Origin of the sequence: Quatrionicoccus australiensis (assembly GCF_020510425.1) — a bacterium.
GTDB lineage: Bacteria > Pseudomonadota > Gammaproteobacteria > Burkholderiales > Rhodocyclaceae > Azonexus > Azonexus australiensis_A.
This window is the reverse complement of record NZ_JAHBAH010000001.1, coordinates 3,236,729-3,251,809: the sequence shown is the minus strand read 5'-3', so window position 1 is coordinate 3,251,809 and position 15,081 is coordinate 3,236,729. Positions and strand designations below refer to the sequence as shown.

Sequence of the window (15,081 nt, the reverse complement as noted above, 5' to 3'; positions counted from 1 at the left end):
AAAAGGCGGTTTGGCAGCGGTCGACCGCTAAAAACGGGGCAAAATCATGCTGAATGATTCAAAACCGACCCAGAGCCCGCCAACCATGACTGCCAACACCCCACCCGAACTCAATCTCGCCGGCGTCGTCGCCTGCCACTGGCAAGACGTCCCGGCGCGCAGCATCCATCCCGGTTTCACGACCCGCCTGCTGTGGACCAGCGACAACGGCCGCAAGGCCCTGCTGTTCGAAATCGCGCCCGGTGCCGTCTATCCCGAGCTCGACATCCACGCACCCGGCGCCGAGGAAATCTTCGTCATTTCCGGCACCTTCTGCGACGGCCACCACAGCTATCCGGCCGGCAGCTTCATCCACAATCCGGCCGGTAGCGCGCACATCCCGCAGTCGAGCGAGGGTTGCGTGCTGTTCGTGTTCTTTCCCGAGGGCTGAGACCTTAAAGCACCCGATGCGCAAAGCGGCTGCAGTTGCGGCCGGCGCGTTTGGCGTCGTACATCGCGGCGTCGGCCTGGGCGATCAGCGATTCGATGTCTTCGGCGTCGTCGGGCAGGCAGGCGATGCCAATGCTGGCGCCGATCGAATAGCTCGCACCGTCAATCAGGTAAGGCTCGGAGAGACGGGCGATGACCTTGTCGGCCATGCGGGTCAGGCATTCACGATCACGGACGTCGGTCAGCAGCACGACGAATTCGTCGCCGCCGAAACGCGCCACCATGTCGGCCTGACGAAAGCCTTCGCCGAGGCGAACGGCAACCTGCTGCAAGACCATGTCACCGGCTTCGTGGCCGTGCCGGTCGTTGATCGGCTTGAAGCCGTCGAGGTCGATGAACATCAGGGCCAGACGGCTCTTCTGGCGCATGCTCAGGGCCACGGTCTGCTGCGCCCGCTTGAGGAAGGAAAGACGGTTGGGCAGACTGGTCAGCGCGTCGTGATGGGCCAACTCCGTCATGCGCAACTCCTTCTCCCGGACTCGCGCGACCAGGAAGTTGAAGCCATCGACCATGTCGCCGACTTCGTCATGGCGCACGCGCACCAGCGGCGCCAGCGGGGCTTCGCCGCTGGCCATGAGATGCATCTGGCGAGCCGCATCGCGCAGGGGCCGAAAGAGCCGGAACAGAATGGCGCCGAAAATCAGGATGACGACCACGCCGGCGATAGTGCCGATTTTCAGCAACAGGCGGCGCGCCGCGTCGACCGAGCTGAAGGCTTCCGCCGTCGGCATGCGGGCGACAACGAACCAGTCGGTGGCATGCACACTGGCAACGCCAACCAGTTCCTCGACGCCGACCGCATTGACCGTTCGGCCAACACCACGCCAGCCGGCCATCGCCCGGTCGTGTAGTGTATTGATGCCGGGTGCCGGCGTCGGCTTGAGACGCATGTCCGGTTGCAGCGCCGTAACAAAAAGCTGGTCCCGTGGCGAAACCAGAAGAAAGCCACCGGTCGAGCCTATCTTGTTGCCCTGGATCAGGTTGAGAAAACCGGGCGCATCGAGCGCCGTGGCACCGGCAATGATCGCCAGCACATGCCCCTGCGCATCGTGCACGGGCACCGCCATGGCAATGATTCCCTGATGCGAGAGGCGACCGACGGTCGGCTTGCCGATGGCAAATCCGCCTTGGTCGCGAGCGCTCAGGAACCAGTCCAGCATCGAAAAGTTGAGTTGTCGCCGACCCGGCAAAACCGGGTAATCGGCCAGTGCGCTCAAGCCATTGGGCGGCAACACGAGAAGCCCGTGCGAGAAATGCGGTGCCAGCGCATGCCGCTCGGCCAGCCAGGCTTCGAGCGCGACCGGCTTGCCGAGCAGGGCGGGCGGCAGTTGCCGGGCAAGCGTTTCGAGAAAAATCTTGCGCTGACCGATTTTTTCGTCGATGTCCTTGGCCACGTAGCTCGCGTCGGACAGCAGATGCGCCGAGACGGTCGCTTCAATGCTGTCGTGCATGCTGCTGGACAGCAGCGAAAAACGAAGCACGGTGCCGACGACGGTGATCAGCATGCCGACCAGGACGGCGCGAACGACAAGACTGTTGGCGAGACGGCGTACTTGCATGTTGGGGAGCTTTCCTGGCTGCGCTTGGGCGCATTATTTTCAACAATGTTACCAAAGATGATCCGCACGAACAGCCTTGATTGATGCAGCTTTTCGCCTCGCATCCAAAATTGGCGAATCCAGGCGGTCGACCGTTGCGTCACATTTAGAACCCGACTTCACATTCGCTTCACCGGCCTTCACCCCGGCTTCGTCAACGGTTCACGCCGGCCGTCGAGACTGGCGCCACTTTCAACAAGGGAGCCTGTCATGGACAAGAAACTGCTGTACAAGATGCTGGCCATCGGCCTGATGACCATCCTGCTGCTCATTCCGCTCGGCCTGATCGAAGACCAGATCCGGGCGCGCAGCAATCGCCAGAACGAGGTGCAGCAAAACATCGCCAACAGCGCGGCCGGCGCCCAGACGCTGAGCGGCCCGGTGATCGCCCTGCGCTACCACGAGGCGGTCGAGCCGGAAGTCAGCAAGGACCCGGAAAGCGGCCGCCTGATCCGGACCCCGCGCTATGTCGTGAAAACCCGCCTGCTGCCGCCGGAAACCCTGAACATCAGCGGCGAGGCCAAGGTCGAGGCGCGCAACCGCGGCATCTACCAGGCCCGCCTCTTCCACCTCAACCTGCAGGCTGCCGGCCGTTTCGTCATTGCTCCGCTCGGCGGCGAGGCCGGCGCGATCAGCAATGTCGAGGCGACGCTGATCCTCGGCCTGAGCGATCCGCGCGGCGTGGACAGCGACCCGGAAGTCAGCATCAACGGCCAGCGCCGCCGCTTTGCCTCGCCCAGCGGCAAGACGAAGAGCGACGCCGAACTGCCCATGCCGCAACTGAGCATCGCGCTCGGCAGCATCGACCCCGCCCAGGGCGCCACCTTCAATTTCAGCTTTCCATTGCAGTTGACCGGTACGGAACGCTTTGCCATCGCACCAAGCGGTGAAGCGAACAGCATCCAGCTCAAGTCGGACTGGCGGCATCCCAATTTCGGCGGCCGCTTCCTGCCGCGCGAACGCCAGATCGGCGCCGACGGTTTCAGCGCGCACTGGGAGATCTCGCACCTGGCGCGCAATTTCGCCAACACGCTGAATCCGGCCAGCGGCGAGGTGCTCAGCGTCGACTTCGTCGATCCGGTCAATGTCTATCTGCAGGCCGAACGCGCCATCAAGTACGGCATCCTCTTCGTCGCGCTGACCTTCGCCGGCTTCTTCCTGACCGAGATCCTGCGCCGCTCGCCGATCCACCCCATGCAATACCTGCTGGTCGGCCTCGCCCTGGCGATCTTCTTCCTGCTCCTGATCGCACTTTCCGAGCACCTGCCCTTCGTCGTCTCCTACGGACTGTCGTCCGCCGCCTGCATCGTACTGATCGGCACCTATCTTGCCGGCGCGCTCGGCGGCGCACGCCAGGGCTTCGCCTTCGCCGGCGGCCTGACCGGGCTGTACGGCGTGCTCTACGGCGTCCTGCTCTCGGAAGACAACGCGCTGCTGATGGGCGCCATCCTGCTCTTCCTGGCACTCGCCACCACCATGCTCGCCACCCGCCGCCTCGACTGGTACCGGATCGGCGCCAGCCTCAGCCCGACCGCCGAGTAAGGCAAATCGATGCTCCGGCAACTCTGTTACCTGCTCCGCCCGGCCCTCGGCTGGGCGGCAGTTTGCCTGCTGCTCGGCATCGCCTGGCATCTCAAGCATCCATTACTCCATGTCTGGCGCGCCGGGGAAACGCCCGTTTTGCTGCTGCTCGGCATGACCGGCGCCGGATTTGCCCTGCGCCGGCCCGGGTACAACCGCCGCCTGCTCGGCATTGCGCTGCTCGCGCTGGTCGGGCTCACCCTGTACCGCGAACTGGAGTTCCAGTTGCAGCGCACCAGCGTGCTCGGCGCCGATGCCGACATGCGCCGACTGGGCAGGCATTTCATCGTCGGCTTCGAGCACTTCAGCGATCTCGAGCCGCTCGCCGCGCGCGGCCTGATCGGCGGCATCTATCTGACCCGGCGCAATGTGCGCCACAGTTCGCCCGGCCAGGTCGCCGCTGCTATCGCCCGCTTGCAGCGGCTGCGCCAGCAGAACGGCCTGCCGCCGCTGATCGTCGCCGCCGACCAGGAAGGTGGCAGCGTGGCTCACCTCTCGCCGATGCTGGCCAACCTGCCGCCGCTATCCAGTCTGCTTGAGCGGGAAGGCGGCAGCCTGCATGAACGGGCCCGCCGCTATGGCGAGGAACAGGGCGCCGGCCTGGCGCGGCTCGGCGTCAATCTCAACTTCGGCCCGGTCGTCGATCTACGCCCGGCGCGGCCCGTCGCCGACGACATGCTGACCAACATCGGCGCCCGTGCCATCTCGGCCGATCCGCTGCTGGTCAGCGAAGTGGCTGACGGCTACATCACCGGCCTGAGCAACAACGGCGTGCGCGCGACGCTGAAGCATTTCCCCGGTCTCGGCCAGGTACGCCAGGACACCCATCTGAAGGCCGCCCGCCTCACCGCCACACCAACCGCGCTGGCGGCCGACTGGCTGCCCTTCCGCGCCCTCGGCGGGCAGCCGGCGACCGCAATCATGCTCGGCCACGTAACGCTGGACAGCATCGACCCGGCGCACGCCGCCTCGCACTCGGCCGCCGTTGTTGCCGGCCTGCTGCGCCGCGACTGGGGCTACGCCGGCATCCTGATCACCGACGATCTCAACATGGGCGCCGTCTATCAACGCGGCATCGGCCGGGTGGCCAGCGAAGCGCTCGCCGCCGGCGTCGATCTGGTCCTCGTTTCCTACGACCCGGACCAGTATTTCCGCGCCCTCTACGGCGCGGCACAGGCGTTCAAGGCCGGCAAAATCGGGCAAAAAACGCTGTCGACCGCCCGGCAACGCCTGGAAAACTTCAACACACCCCGGCAAGCACCGGCGATTGCCGGCAGCGATGCTAAAATCGCCACCCCTGTTTCCTACCCGCCCCAAGATGCGCCAGCTGATTCTCGACCTGTTGCCGGAAAGCCCGCCTTCGCTCGACAACTTCGTCGCCGGCGGCAATGCGGAAACGGTCGCCGCCCTGACCGGCTGGCTGGCCGGCGAACGGCGTGACACCTCGTTCTGCCTGTGGGGCGAATCCGGCTGCGGCCGCTCGCACCTGCTGCAGGCGAGCACCTTCGCGCTGGTCGATGCGGCGCTCGACCCGGCCCTGGCCAGCGCCCCGGCCGCCGAACAGCTCGCTGTCGACAACGTCGATGCCTTGAACGAGGTTGGTCAGATCGCCCTGTTCAATCATTTCAATCGCCTGAAAATGAGTGGTGGCATGCTGTTGACCGCTGCGCCGCAGCCACCGGTCCACCTCGCCCTGCGCGAGGATTTGCGCACCCGCCTCGGCTCCGGCCTGATCTACCGCCTGCTGCCGTTGTCCGACGCCGAAAAGGCCGCCGCCATCGCCGCCCAGGCGAAGGAACGCGCCCTCAAGCTGACGCCGGAAGTGATCGCCTACCTGATGCGCCACGCACCGCGCGACATGCGCACGCTGTCGATGCTGGTCGTCGCCCTCGATCAATACACCCTCGAACAGAAACGGCCGGTCACCCTGCCGCTGCTGCGCGAACTGCTCAACATGGAAAACGCATGAACCTCGCCCTTTTCGATCTAGATAACACCCTCCTCTCCGGCGACTCCGATTTCGAATGGGCGCAGTTCCTGATCAGCAAGGGCGTCGTCGACCGCGAAGTGCAGGAAGCCAAGAACGTCCAGTTCTACGAGCAATACAAGGCCGGCACGCTCGACATCCATGAATTCCTCGCCTTCCAGCTCGCCCCGCTCGCCCGCCACAGCCGCGCCGAACTCGATGCCTGGCACGCCGAGTACATGGAAAAGCACATCCGCCCGATCATGAGCAGCGAGGGCCTCGATGTCGTGCGCCAGCACCTCGACAACGGCGACCTGTGCGCCATCGTCACCGCCACCAACACCTTCGTCACCGGCGCGATTGCCCGCGCCTTCGGCATTCCGCACCTGATCGGCACGATCCCGGCGGTCGACGTGCAAACCGGGGCGTTTACCGGCGCGCCGAGCGGCGTGCCGTCCTTCCGTGAGGGCAAGATCGTGCGCGTCGAAGCCTGGCTCGAATCGCTCGGCCTGTGGTGGGGCAGTTTCGAGGACAGCTTCTTCTACAGCGATTCGCACAACGACCTGCCGCTGATGGGCAAGGTCAAGACGCCGGTCGCGGTCGACGCCGACGAAAAACTGCAGGCCCACGCCGACGCGCATGACTGGATCTCGATCAGCCTGCGCAACGCCTGATGCTGAACATTCCTTTTCTCAGTCGCGAAGCCCCGCTCACCTTCCTCGCCCTCGGCTTCCTGCTGCTCCTGATCTGGCAGCCGCTGAAGCCGCTGCGCCGCTCGCTGATCAACACCAGCGTCTTTTTCGCCGCCTGCCTGCTCGGCGACCTGCTCGCCGGCCTCCTCCTTGCCGACCAGGCAATGACCGCCGCCGCCCGCTGGCTGCGCCAGATGAGCATCTTCGGCGAAGGCCTCGCCGTCATCCGCTTTGCCGGCCTTGCCCTGTTCAATGTCGCCCTGCCGCGCGTGCGCATCCACATCGCCGGTATCCTGGCCGACATCCTGGTCATCATTGGCTACATCGGCTGGGGCTTCTTCCGCCTCAACCAGTCCGGCGTCGAGCTGACCCACCTGTTCGCCACCTCCGCCATCCTGACCGCGGTACTCGCCATCTCGATGCAGGACACCCTGGGCAACCTGCTCGGCGGCCTCGCGCTGCAGATGGACAACTCGCTGGAAATCGGCGACTGGATCAAGGTCGACGATCTGTCCGGCCAGGTCACCGACATCCAGTGGCGCTACACCGCCCTGCTCACCCGCAACGGTGAAAAGGTCATCGTTCCCAACAGCCAGCTGATGAAGGGGCGCTACTACATCATCTGCGACAAGAACAGCGAGCACCCGGCCTGGCGGCGCAGCATCGACTTCAACATCGATCTCGCGGTGCAGCCCGGCCGCCTGATACCGCTGATCGAGGCCGACATCGCCGCGGCGACGATCAGCAACGTTGCCCTGACCCCGGCGCCAAGCTGCGTGCTGATAAATTTCGGCCCCGGCTACGCCCACTACACCTTGCGCTACTGGCTGCACAACCCGCTGCCCGACGATCTCACCGACTCGGATGTGCGCACTCACGTCCTCGCCACGCTGCAGCGCAACGGCATCCGCCTCGCCACCGACGACCACACCATCCACCTCGTCGAGGAAGGCGCCGCGCATCGCGAAGAAGTACAGGGCCGCGAACTGAAGCGCCGTCTGCAGGCGATCAACTCGATCGAGCTGTTTGCCCGCCTCGACGACAGCGAAAAACGTCATCTCGCCGAACACCTGACCAACGCCCCATTCGCCCGCGGCGACGTCCTCACCCGCCAGGGCGCCATCGCCCACTGGCTGTACATCATCGTCAATGGCGAGGCCGAAGCCTGGTGGCAACCGCCGGAAGGCCCCCGCCGCCTGCTGGAAAAACGCGGCCCAGGCAGCGTCTTCGGCGAAATCGGCCTGATGACTGGCGCACCGCGCCGGGCCACAGTGATCGCGACCGGCACCGTCGAAGCCTATCGCCTCGACAAGGAAGGCTTCCAGGAAATCATCCAGCAGCGCCCGGAGCTGGCTGACAGCTTGTCCGGCATTCTCGAAGCCCGTCTGCAGCGCTTTGCCGAGCTCGAACAGGGTTACCACCAGGGACGCAACGAAGCACAGCAGAAAGTTCCGGGCAGTGCCGCAATCGGCAGGAAAATCCGTGAGTTCTTTGGCCTCGACTGATGCCAATTCGATGAAAAATCATCACTTTGCGGTAGAATTCCTTCTTTTCTGCAGCGCAGCAAGCGCTCAATGATCGGTAATAAGTGATCCGCAAATTCATTTCCCGCGTTCTAGGCGGCAAAAAACCCCGGGCCGGCCACCATGAGCCGGCCGTCATCCCCGTCTCCACCCACGGCATCACCCGCGACCGGATCAGCTCCGGCAGCCGGCGCGTCTGCGAAACCCTGCAGGAACACGGGCACAAGGCCTATGTCGTCGGCGGCGCCGTACGCGACCTGCTGATCGGCGCCGAGCCCAAGGATTTCGACATCGCCACCGATGCCACGCCGGAAGAAGTGCGCCGCCACTTCCGCCGCGCCCGCATCATCGGCCGCCGCTTCCAGATCGTGCATGTGATGATGGGCCAGGAAACCCTCGAGGTGACCACCTTCCGCGGCACCCTGGACGAGAAGACGAAGACCGACGAACACGGCCGCGTGCTGCACGACAATGTTTTCGGCAGCCACGCCGAGGATGCCGCCCGCCGCGACTTCACCGCCAATGCGCTGTATTACGACCCGGCCACCGAAGCGGTCATCGACTATCACCACGGCGTCGGCGATCTCAAGCAGAAAACCCTGCGCATGATCGGCGAGCCGCGCACCCGCTATCGCGAAGATCCGGTGCGCATGCTGCGTGCCGTGCGTCTCGCCGCCAAGCTCGGTCTGTCGATCGACCCGGAAGCCAAGAAGCCGATCCGCGAGATGGCCGTGCTACTCGAAAACGTGCCGGCCGCCCGCCTCTTCGACGAAATGCTCAAGCTGCTGACCTCGGGCCATTCCGTCAAGTGCATCACCCAGTTGCGTGACGAAGGCCTGCATCACGGCCTGCTGCCGCTGCTCGACGTCATTCTCGACCAGCCGATGGGCGAGAAATTCATCATGCTCTCGCTCGCCAACACCGATGCGCGCGTACGCAAGGGCAAGGGCATCTCGCCCGGCTTCCTGTTCGCGACGCTGCTCTGGCACGAAGTCCTGGCGCACTGGGAAAAGCTCAAGAACAAGGGCGAAGCGAAGATTCCGGCGCTCTATCAGGCGATGGACACGGTGCTCGACGTGCAAGGCGAAAAGCTCGCCATCACGCGCCGCATCGCCGGCGACATCAAGGACATCTGGGCCCTGCAGCCGCGCTTCGAACAGCGTGCCGGCAAGCGCCCTTACGCCCTGCTCGAGCAGCCGCGCTTCCGCGCCGGCTACGACTTCCTCGTGCTGCGCGCCGAATCCGGCGAACTCGACATCGAAGTCGCCGACTGGTGGACACGCTTCCAGGCGGTCGACGGCGACGAAAGGGCAGAAATGCTCCTGCCGGAACAGGCTGCCGACAAGAAACGCCGCCGCCGGCGCAAGAAGCCCGCTGCCGGCGCCTCCGACAGCGCCGAATGAGCCTCGCCTACGTCGCGCTGGGTGCCAACCTCGGCGACCCGGCGAGCACTGTCCGCGCTGCCTTCGGCGCCTTGGCCAACCTGCCGGAAAGCCGCGTCGTGCATACCTCGTCGCTGTACCGTACGGCACCGGTCGGCCTCGCCGACCAACCCGACTTCATCAACGCCGTCGCCGCGCTGGAAACGACGCTGGCGCCGGAAAGCCTGCTCGACGCGCTGCTCGACCTGGAAAACCGCTTCGGCCGCCAGCGCGCCGAGAAGAACGGCCCGCGCACGCTCGATCTCGACCTGCTGCTCTACAACGACCAGTTCCTCGACCTGCCGCGCCTGCAGCTACCGCATCCGCGCCTGCACCTGCGCGCCTTCGTCCTGCAGCCGCTGGCTGAAATCGCGCCCGACCTGCTCATCCCCGGCCGCGGCAGCATCGCTGCCTGGCTGCCGGCCGTCGCCAACCAGGGCATCGTCCGCCTGTGAACTTCCCTGGTTTCAACCTGCCGGTTCTCTGGCAGACGGTGATCCTGCTCGCGCTGTCGAATGTCTTCATGACCTTCGCCTGGTATTCGCACCTGAAGAACCTCAATGACAAGCCGTGGTGGATTGCCGCGCTGTTTTCCTGGGGCATCGCACTGTTCGAATACCTGATCCAGGTACCGGCCAACCGCATCGGCCACACCGAGATGAACCTCGGCCAGCTCAAGATCCTGCAGGAAGTCATCACCCTCGCCGTTTTCGTGCCTTTCGTGATTTTTTACATGGATCAGCCGCTGAAGCTTGACTACCTGTGGGCTGCCCTGTGTATCCTAGGCGCTGTCTATTTCGTTTTCAGGACCTGAATGTCTGCACAAGTCGTCACCCGCCGCCTGACCCAGGCCGACCTCGCCAAGCTTTACCAGGCGGGCGAAAAGGTCAGCATGTTCACCTGCTACGACGCGAGCTTCGCCCGTCTGCTCGACGGTGCCGGCGTCGAGACGCTGCTGATTGGCGACTCGCTGGGCAATGTCATCCAGGGACATGACACGACGCTGCCGGTCACTGTCACCGACATCGCCTATCACACGGCCTGCGTCAAACGTGGCTCTGACCGCGCCTTCATCATCGCCGACATGCCCTTCGGCAGTTACCAGGAGTCGCCGGAACAGGCCTTCCGCAACGCGGTAACGCTGATGGCGGCAGGCGCCCAGATGGTCAAGCTCGAAGGCGGCCAGGAAATGGCCGCCACGGTCGAATTCCTGACCCACCGCGGCATCCCCGTTTGCGGCCATCTCGGCCTGACGCCGCAGTCGGTGCATGCGCTGGGCGGCTACAAGGTCCAGGGCAAGGGCGAAGCCGCCGCGCAACGCCTGAAGGATGATGCCCAGGCCCTGCAACGTGCCGGTGCGACCATGCTCGTGCTGGAAGCGATTCCGGCCCAGTTGGCGAGCGAAGTCACCGCCGACCTCAACATCATCACCATCGGCATCGGTGCCGGCCGCGACTGCTCCGGCCAGGTGCTCGTCCTGCACGATGCCTTCGACATTCCGCCGGGCAAGAAGGCCAAGTTTGTCCGCAACTTCATGGACGGCGCCAGCAGCATCGCCGATGCCGCCAACCGCGCCGTCGCCGCGATCAAGGACGGCAGCTACCCCGGCCCGGAACACACCTACGCCGGCTAATTTCGCAGCGAGTACTCAAATGCAAATCCATTCCAGCATCGCCGACCTGCGTGCGGCGCTCAAGGGGCGCGGCCGCGTCGTTTTCGTGCCGACCATGGGCAACCTGCACGCCGGCCACATCAGCCTGATGACCCAGGCCCGCGCCCACGGCGACACCGTGGTTGCCAGCATCTTCGTCAATCGCATCCAGTTCGGCCCGAACGAGGATTTCGACAAGTATCCGCGCACCTTCGAAGCCGACTGCGCCAAGCTGGCCGCCGCCGGCGTCGATGTGCTGTTCGCACCGACCGAGGCTGACCTCTACCCCGAGCCGCAGGAATATCTGGTTGAGCCGCCGGCCATCCAGAACATCCTCGACGGCGAATTCCGCCCCGGCCATTTCCGTGGCGTCGCCACCGTGGTCCTCAAGCTGTTCAACATCGTCCAGCCGCAGGCTGCGCTGTTCGGCAAGAAGGACTACCAGCAGTTGATGGTGATTCGCAACATGACCCGCCAACTGGCCCTGCCGATCGAGATCATCGGCGGCGAAACGGTGCGCGCCGAAGACGGCCTCGCCCTCTCGTCACGCAACGGCTATCTGACAGAAGAACAACGGGCCGAGGCACCGCGCCTGTATCGCGAGTTGAACCGCATTCGCGACGCCCTGCGCAACGGCGAAACCGACATCGCAAAACTGGAAAAAGGCACGCTGGATGCGTTGACCGCTGCCGGCTGGCAGAGCGATTATGTTGCAGTGCGACAACAGTCCGACCTGTCTATGCCGAAAGGCGTAGACGCCCCAATGGTCGTGCTTGCCGCCAGCCGACTGGGAACAACCCGGCTCATTGATAACATTGAGATTTGACGCCCTTCCGCCGGGCATAAAAAGATCGTTGACAGCGGTTTTATAGGGGCTACAATTCGCATCCCCCAACCTTCTGGATGAGTGAAACCATGCAGAGAACAATGCTGAAATCCAAGTTGCATCGCGTGACAGCAACCCACGCCGACCTGCACTACGAGGGTTCCTGTGCCATTGATGAAGACCTGCTCGAAGCCGCCAACATCAAGGAATACGAACAGATCGACATCTGGAACGTAAACAATGGCGAGCGTTTCACCACCTATGCGATTCGCGCTGAACGTGGTTCTGGCGTCATCTCCGTCAACGGCTCGGCTGCCCGCCGTGCTGCACCTGGCGACATCCTGATCATTGCGACCTTTGCGGTCTATAACGAAGTCGAACTGGCCAAGCATGAGCCGGAGTTGATCTACGTTGATTCGCAGAACCGCATCGTCCGTCGTGGCCACAAGATCCCGGTGCAAGCCGCCGCCTGATCCTGTCGTTTGCCGGACCCGAAAAAACCCGCCCTCCGGCGGGTTTTTCTTTGTGTACAATGCCCCGCAGAATTTCATAAAAATACTGGAGACAAACCATGGGCGTTGTTTTCGCCAAGACCCCGAAGGGGCATGACGAAATCGCCACCAAGGCCGGGGGGCTGACGCCCCGCGTCCGACGAGTGCTGATTTTTGTGGATGGCAAACGCAGTGTCGACGAATTGCGCGGCATGCTGCAATCCGACGACCTGCAACACACGCTGGGCATGCTGGAGGAGGAAGGCTACATCGACCTCGCCGGCCTCACCGACAAGGTCGGGCAGAATGTGGCCGTGCAGACACCACTGCCATCGATCACTGCCTTTCGCGAATTGCCGGCCGGCCACGACCCGGTCGACCTGCAACGGGCGCGCAATTTCATGACCAACACGCTGAAAGCCTTCAACGGCACACTCGGTGCCAGTTCGCTGCTCGACCGTATCGAGGAGGCGACCGGCCATGCCGGCCTGCGTGCGCTCTACGACGAGTGGTATCACACCATCGTGATGACGCGTGAAGGCAAGCGCGAGGCGGAGTCGCTGCGCAGCAAGCTGCTGCAGGTGATCTGAGGACTGCAGACAAAAAAAGGGTAGCTCGCGCTGCCCTTTCTGCATCTCCGGTGACGCTCAGTTCTCTGCAGCCTCGCTCGCCATCGGCTTGCGCGCCCGCGGCGTACGGGCCGGACGCTTGGCCTTGGCCGGGCTCTTCTCGCCATCCTTGGCCTTGCGGCTAGGCGCCTTTTTCGCCTTCGGCTCGGGGTCGACCGCTGCCGCCACCTCGACGACCACCGGCGTCTCGACGGCAACCGCCTCGGCCGCCTTGCGTGGACGACGAGTGCCACGACGCGGCTTGGCCTCGACATTTTCTGCGGACTCGGGCGCCACTGGTGCCGGGGCTGCCACTTCGCTCACCATGACCGGAGTTTCGACGACGCCGGCCGCGACCACTTCATTCGCGACCACTTCATTCGCGACGACTGTTTCGGACTGCTGCGCCCGGTCCTTGCCATTGCGCGAACGGCGACCACCGCGCCGACGCGGATTGCCTGAGGCCTCGACTTCAGGCGCCGGCGTTTCGGTTTTTGCCGTTTCCGTGACGTCGACCGCTGTCACATCATTGATGACCGGCACTTCGCCGGCGCTCTCGGTTTCAGCAACGGCCGGACGCTGCGGCGCGCGGAAAACATAGGCGCCCTTGTCGTCACGCCCGAAACCGAGCAGACCGCGGCTTGCCGCTTCTTCCAGCAGGTTGCCGAAGGAGCGGAAGCCGTAATAGTTTTCGTTGAAACCGGGATTGCGCCGCTTGACCACTTCCTTGAGCACCGAGGCCCAGATGCGCTCGCTCTCGCCACGATCGGCGATCAGATCGACGAAGGTGGTGGACACGATATCGACTGCCTTGCTCTTGCGCTCTTCCTGCTTTTCGCTGCGCTTGGCTTCTTCTTCCGGCGAACGCTTCTCGCGCTCGCGGCGCTGGCCGCCACGGCTGGAGTCGCGGTCGCGCACCAGATCGTCGTAATAGATGAATTCGTCGCAATTGGTGACCAGCAGGTCGGAACAGGACTGTTTGACGCCGACGCCGATGACCCGCTTGGCGTTTTCGCGCAACTTGGAAACCAGCGGCGAGAAGTCGGAATCGCCGGAAATGATCACGAAGGTGTCGACATGCGACTTGGTGTAGCAGAGGTCGAGCGCATCGACCACCATGCGGATGTCGGCCGAATTCTTGCCGGACTGGCGCACGTGCGGGATCTCGATCAGCTCGAAGTTGGCCTCGTGCATCGCAGCCTTGAACCCTTTGTAGCGCTCCCAGTCGCAATAGGCCTTCTTGACGACGATGCTGCCCTTGGCAAGCAGACGCTCAAGCACCGGGCGGATATCGAATTTTTCATACTGGGCATCACGAACACCGAGCGCGATATTCTCGAAATCGCAGAACAGCGCCATGCTGACATTATCGTTGGGTGCGGCCATGAAATTCATCCAGAGAGAGGGTGACGGAGTATACCGCCAGCCGGAGTATCTCCGACGCCGATCCGCACCTAGTCCGAAAGAGGTATTGCACGCCCGGCAGGGCAATGACACCATCCAGCAACACTTTTCAGCGAGTCATCATGGCAGCCCATCCGCGCATCAATATCGAGGCCCTTCTCTCCCACCTGCCGCTCTTCAACGGTCTGGCCCCGGAAGAAATCGCCCGCATCGCCACCTCGGCGCGCGAAAGCCATGCCGCCAAGGGCGACATTCTTTTTCACAAGGGCGATCCCTGCACTGGCTTTCACCTGCTGGTCTACGGCCAGATCAAGCTGGCTTTCACTTCGTCGCAAGGCAACGAGAAAGTTGTTGAAATCATCAGCCAGGGGCAAAGCTTCGGCGAAGCCATCATGTTCATGGACAAGCCCTACATCGTCTTCGCCCAGGCCCTCAGCGACTCGCTGCTGCTGCACATTCCCAAGGACGTGATCTACGCCGAACTCGAGCGCGACCCCCGCCTCTGCCGCAAGATGCTGGCCGGCATGGCGGTGCGCCTGCACCAGTTGATGAACGACGTCGAGTCCTACTCCCTGCGTTCCGGCAAGCAGCGCATCATCGGCTACCTGCTGCGCGAAATTCCGGAAGATGCCGAAGCAGGCAAGGACATCGCCGTCACGCTAGCAACCAGCAAAGGCATCATCGCCTCCCGCCTCAACCTCACCCAGGAGCACTTTTCCCGCATCCTGCATGAATTGAGCGAGCTTGGGCTGATTGTCGTCAAAGGCAGGAAAATCTGTATTCCCGACGTGGCCGGCTTGCGGGCACACGACAGTTAAAGCCAATCAGGCC

Annotated in this window: 17 protein-coding genes; 15 read left to right on the top strand and 2 right to left on the bottom strand. The window is 63.8% G+C overall.

Features of this window, described 5'->3' with window-relative positions; all coding sequences use genetic code 11:
* The first annotated feature begins 85 nt into the window (after positions 1 to 85).
* Positions 86 to 430, top strand: coding sequence for a cupin domain-containing protein (locus KIG99_RS15645; protein WP_226460986.1), 345 nt, complete (start codon positions 86 to 88; stop codon positions 428 to 430).
* A 4-nt stretch (positions 431 to 434) separates the two neighbouring features.
* Here KIG99_RS15645 and KIG99_RS20905 read toward each other — a convergent pair whose 3' ends face one another.
* Positions 435 to 947 (bottom strand): diguanylate cyclase domain-containing protein, encoded by a 513-nt coding sequence (locus tag KIG99_RS20905; protein ID WP_404817909.1) that lies wholly within the window; start codon positions 945 to 947, stop codon positions 435 to 437.
* Positions 948 to 1,385: 438 nt separating this feature from the next.
* Between KIG99_RS20905 and KIG99_RS20900 the strand changes: the two genes are divergently transcribed.
* The 13 genes from KIG99_RS20900 to KIG99_RS15580 all read left to right on the top strand — a co-directional run bounded on the left by KIG99_RS20900 (position 1,386) and on the right by KIG99_RS15580 (position 12,828).
* Positions 1,386 to 2,132: a hypothetical protein gene (locus tag KIG99_RS20900; protein ID WP_404817889.1), complete on the top strand. Its 747-nt coding sequence runs from the start codon at positions 1,386 to 1,388 to the stop codon at positions 2,130 to 2,132.
* 165 nt (positions 2,133 to 2,297) lie between these two features.
* Positions 2,298 to 3,629 (top strand): cell envelope integrity protein CreD, encoded by a 1,332-nt coding sequence (creD, locus tag KIG99_RS15635; RefSeq protein ID WP_226460984.1) that lies wholly within the window; start codon positions 2,298 to 2,300, stop codon positions 3,627 to 3,629.
* 9 nt (positions 3,630 to 3,638) lie between these two features.
* A complete protein-coding gene (locus KIG99_RS15630) occupies positions 3,639 to 5,108 on the top strand; it encodes a glycoside hydrolase family 3 N-terminal domain-containing protein (RefSeq protein WP_226460983.1) in 1,470 nt (489 codons plus the stop codon).
* The gene (hda, locus tag KIG99_RS15625; protein WP_226461845.1) at positions 4,996 to 5,637 is read left to right on the top strand and encodes a DnaA regulatory inactivator Hda; all 642 of its coding nucleotides are present in this window, start codon (positions 4,996 to 4,998) and stop codon (positions 5,635 to 5,637) included. Before KIG99_RS15630 ends, hda begins: the two co-directional genes overlap by 113 nt.
* Positions 5,634 to 6,308 carry a histidinol-phosphatase gene (locus KIG99_RS15620; protein ID WP_226442858.1) on the top strand — a complete coding sequence of 225 codons (675 nt, stop codon included), beginning with the start codon at positions 5,634 to 5,636 and terminating at the stop codon, positions 6,306 to 6,308. Before hda ends, KIG99_RS15620 begins: the two co-directional genes overlap by 4 nt.
* Entirely contained in the window at positions 6,308 to 7,831 is a 1,524-nt protein-coding gene (locus KIG99_RS15615) for a mechanosensitive ion channel family protein (protein ID WP_226460982.1), read from the top strand. Before KIG99_RS15620 ends, KIG99_RS15615 begins: the two co-directional genes overlap by 1 nt.
* An 83-nt stretch (positions 7,832 to 7,914) precedes the next feature.
* The gene (gene pcnB, locus KIG99_RS15610; protein ID WP_226460981.1) at positions 7,915 to 9,252 is read left to right on the top strand and encodes a polynucleotide adenylyltransferase PcnB; all 1,338 of its coding nucleotides are present in this window, start codon (positions 7,915 to 7,917) and stop codon (positions 9,250 to 9,252) included.
* A complete protein-coding gene (gene folK / locus KIG99_RS15605; RefSeq protein WP_226460980.1) occupies positions 9,249 to 9,725 on the top strand; it encodes a 2-amino-4-hydroxy-6-hydroxymethyldihydropteridine diphosphokinase in 477 nt (158 codons plus the stop codon). The genes pcnB and folK overlap by 4 nt, the downstream gene beginning before the upstream one ends.
* A 68-nt stretch (positions 9,726 to 9,793) precedes the next feature.
* Positions 9,794 to 10,084: a DMT family protein gene (locus KIG99_RS15600; protein WP_404817908.1), complete on the top strand. Its 291-nt coding sequence runs from the start codon at positions 9,794 to 9,796 to the stop codon at positions 10,082 to 10,084.
* A complete protein-coding gene (gene panB / locus KIG99_RS15595; RefSeq protein WP_226460978.1) occupies positions 10,085 to 10,903 on the top strand; it encodes a 3-methyl-2-oxobutanoate hydroxymethyltransferase in 819 nt (272 codons plus the stop codon). It abuts the gene before it with no gap.
* A 19-nt stretch (positions 10,904 to 10,922) separates the two neighbouring features.
* Entirely contained in the window at positions 10,923 to 11,747 is an 825-nt protein-coding gene (gene panC, locus KIG99_RS15590) for a pantoate--beta-alanine ligase (RefSeq protein WP_226460977.1), read from the top strand.
* 101 nt (positions 11,748 to 11,848) lie between these two features.
* Positions 11,849 to 12,220, top strand: coding sequence for an aspartate 1-decarboxylase (gene panD / locus KIG99_RS15585; protein ID WP_264180423.1), 372 nt, complete (start codon positions 11,849 to 11,851; stop codon positions 12,218 to 12,220).
* 98 nt (positions 12,221 to 12,318) lie between these two features.
* Complete coding sequence (locus KIG99_RS15580; RefSeq protein WP_226460976.1) at positions 12,319 to 12,828, top strand: hypothetical protein; 510 nt, start codon at positions 12,319 to 12,321, stop codon at positions 12,826 to 12,828.
* A 57-nt stretch (positions 12,829 to 12,885) separates the two neighbouring features.
* On the opposite strand, the gene KIG99_RS15575 is transcribed toward KIG99_RS15580, so the two are convergent.
* Entirely contained in the window at positions 12,886 to 14,232 is a 1,347-nt protein-coding gene (locus KIG99_RS15575; protein ID WP_226460975.1) for an NYN domain-containing protein, read from the bottom strand.
* Positions 14,233 to 14,372: 140 nt separating this feature from the next.
* On the opposite strand from KIG99_RS15575, the gene KIG99_RS15570 reads away from it, so the two are divergent.
* Positions 14,373 to 15,068 (top strand): Crp/Fnr family transcriptional regulator, encoded by a 696-nt coding sequence (locus KIG99_RS15570; RefSeq protein WP_226460974.1) that lies wholly within the window; start codon positions 14,373 to 14,375, stop codon positions 15,066 to 15,068.
* Positions 15,069 to 15,081 lie beyond the last annotated feature (13 nt).

Coding starts and splice junctions, on each gene's coding strand:
- KIG99_RS15645 (WP_226460986.1), top strand. CDS start 86: ATGACTGCCAACACCCCACCCGAACTCAATCTCGCCGGCGTCGTCGCC.
- KIG99_RS15600 (WP_404817908.1), top strand. CDS start 9,794: ATGACCTTCGCCTGGTATTCGCACCTGAAGAACCTCAATGACAAGCCG.
- KIG99_RS15630 (WP_226460983.1), top strand. CDS start 3,639: ATGCTCCGGCAACTCTGTTACCTGCTCCGCCCGGCCCTCGGCTGGGCG.
- KIG99_RS15580 (WP_226460976.1), top strand. CDS start 12,319: ATGGGCGTTGTTTTCGCCAAGACCCCGAAGGGGCATGACGAAATCGCC.
- KIG99_RS15615 (WP_226460982.1), top strand. CDS start 6,308: ATGCTGAACATTCCTTTTCTCAGTCGCGAAGCCCCGCTCACCTTCCTC.
- KIG99_RS20905 (WP_404817909.1), bottom strand. CDS start 947: ATGACGGAGTTGGCCCATCACGACGCGCTGACCAGTCTGCCCAACCGT.
- panD (WP_264180423.1), top strand. CDS start 11,849: ATGCTGAAATCCAAGTTGCATCGCGTGACAGCAACCCACGCCGACCTG.
- KIG99_RS15620 (WP_226442858.1), top strand. CDS start 5,634: ATGAACCTCGCCCTTTTCGATCTAGATAACACCCTCCTCTCCGGCGAC.
- KIG99_RS15575 (WP_226460975.1), bottom strand. CDS start 14,232: ATGGCCGCACCCAACGATAATGTCAGCATGGCGCTGTTCTGCGATTTC.
- folK (WP_226460980.1), top strand. CDS start 9,249: ATGAGCCTCGCCTACGTCGCGCTGGGTGCCAACCTCGGCGACCCGGCG.
- panC (WP_226460977.1), top strand. CDS start 10,923: ATGCAAATCCATTCCAGCATCGCCGACCTGCGTGCGGCGCTCAAGGGG.
- KIG99_RS15570 (WP_226460974.1), top strand. CDS start 14,373: ATGGCAGCCCATCCGCGCATCAATATCGAGGCCCTTCTCTCCCACCTG.
- panB (WP_226460978.1), top strand. CDS start 10,085: ATGTCTGCACAAGTCGTCACCCGCCGCCTGACCCAGGCCGACCTCGCC.
- creD (WP_226460984.1), top strand. CDS start 2,298: ATGGACAAGAAACTGCTGTACAAGATGCTGGCCATCGGCCTGATGACC.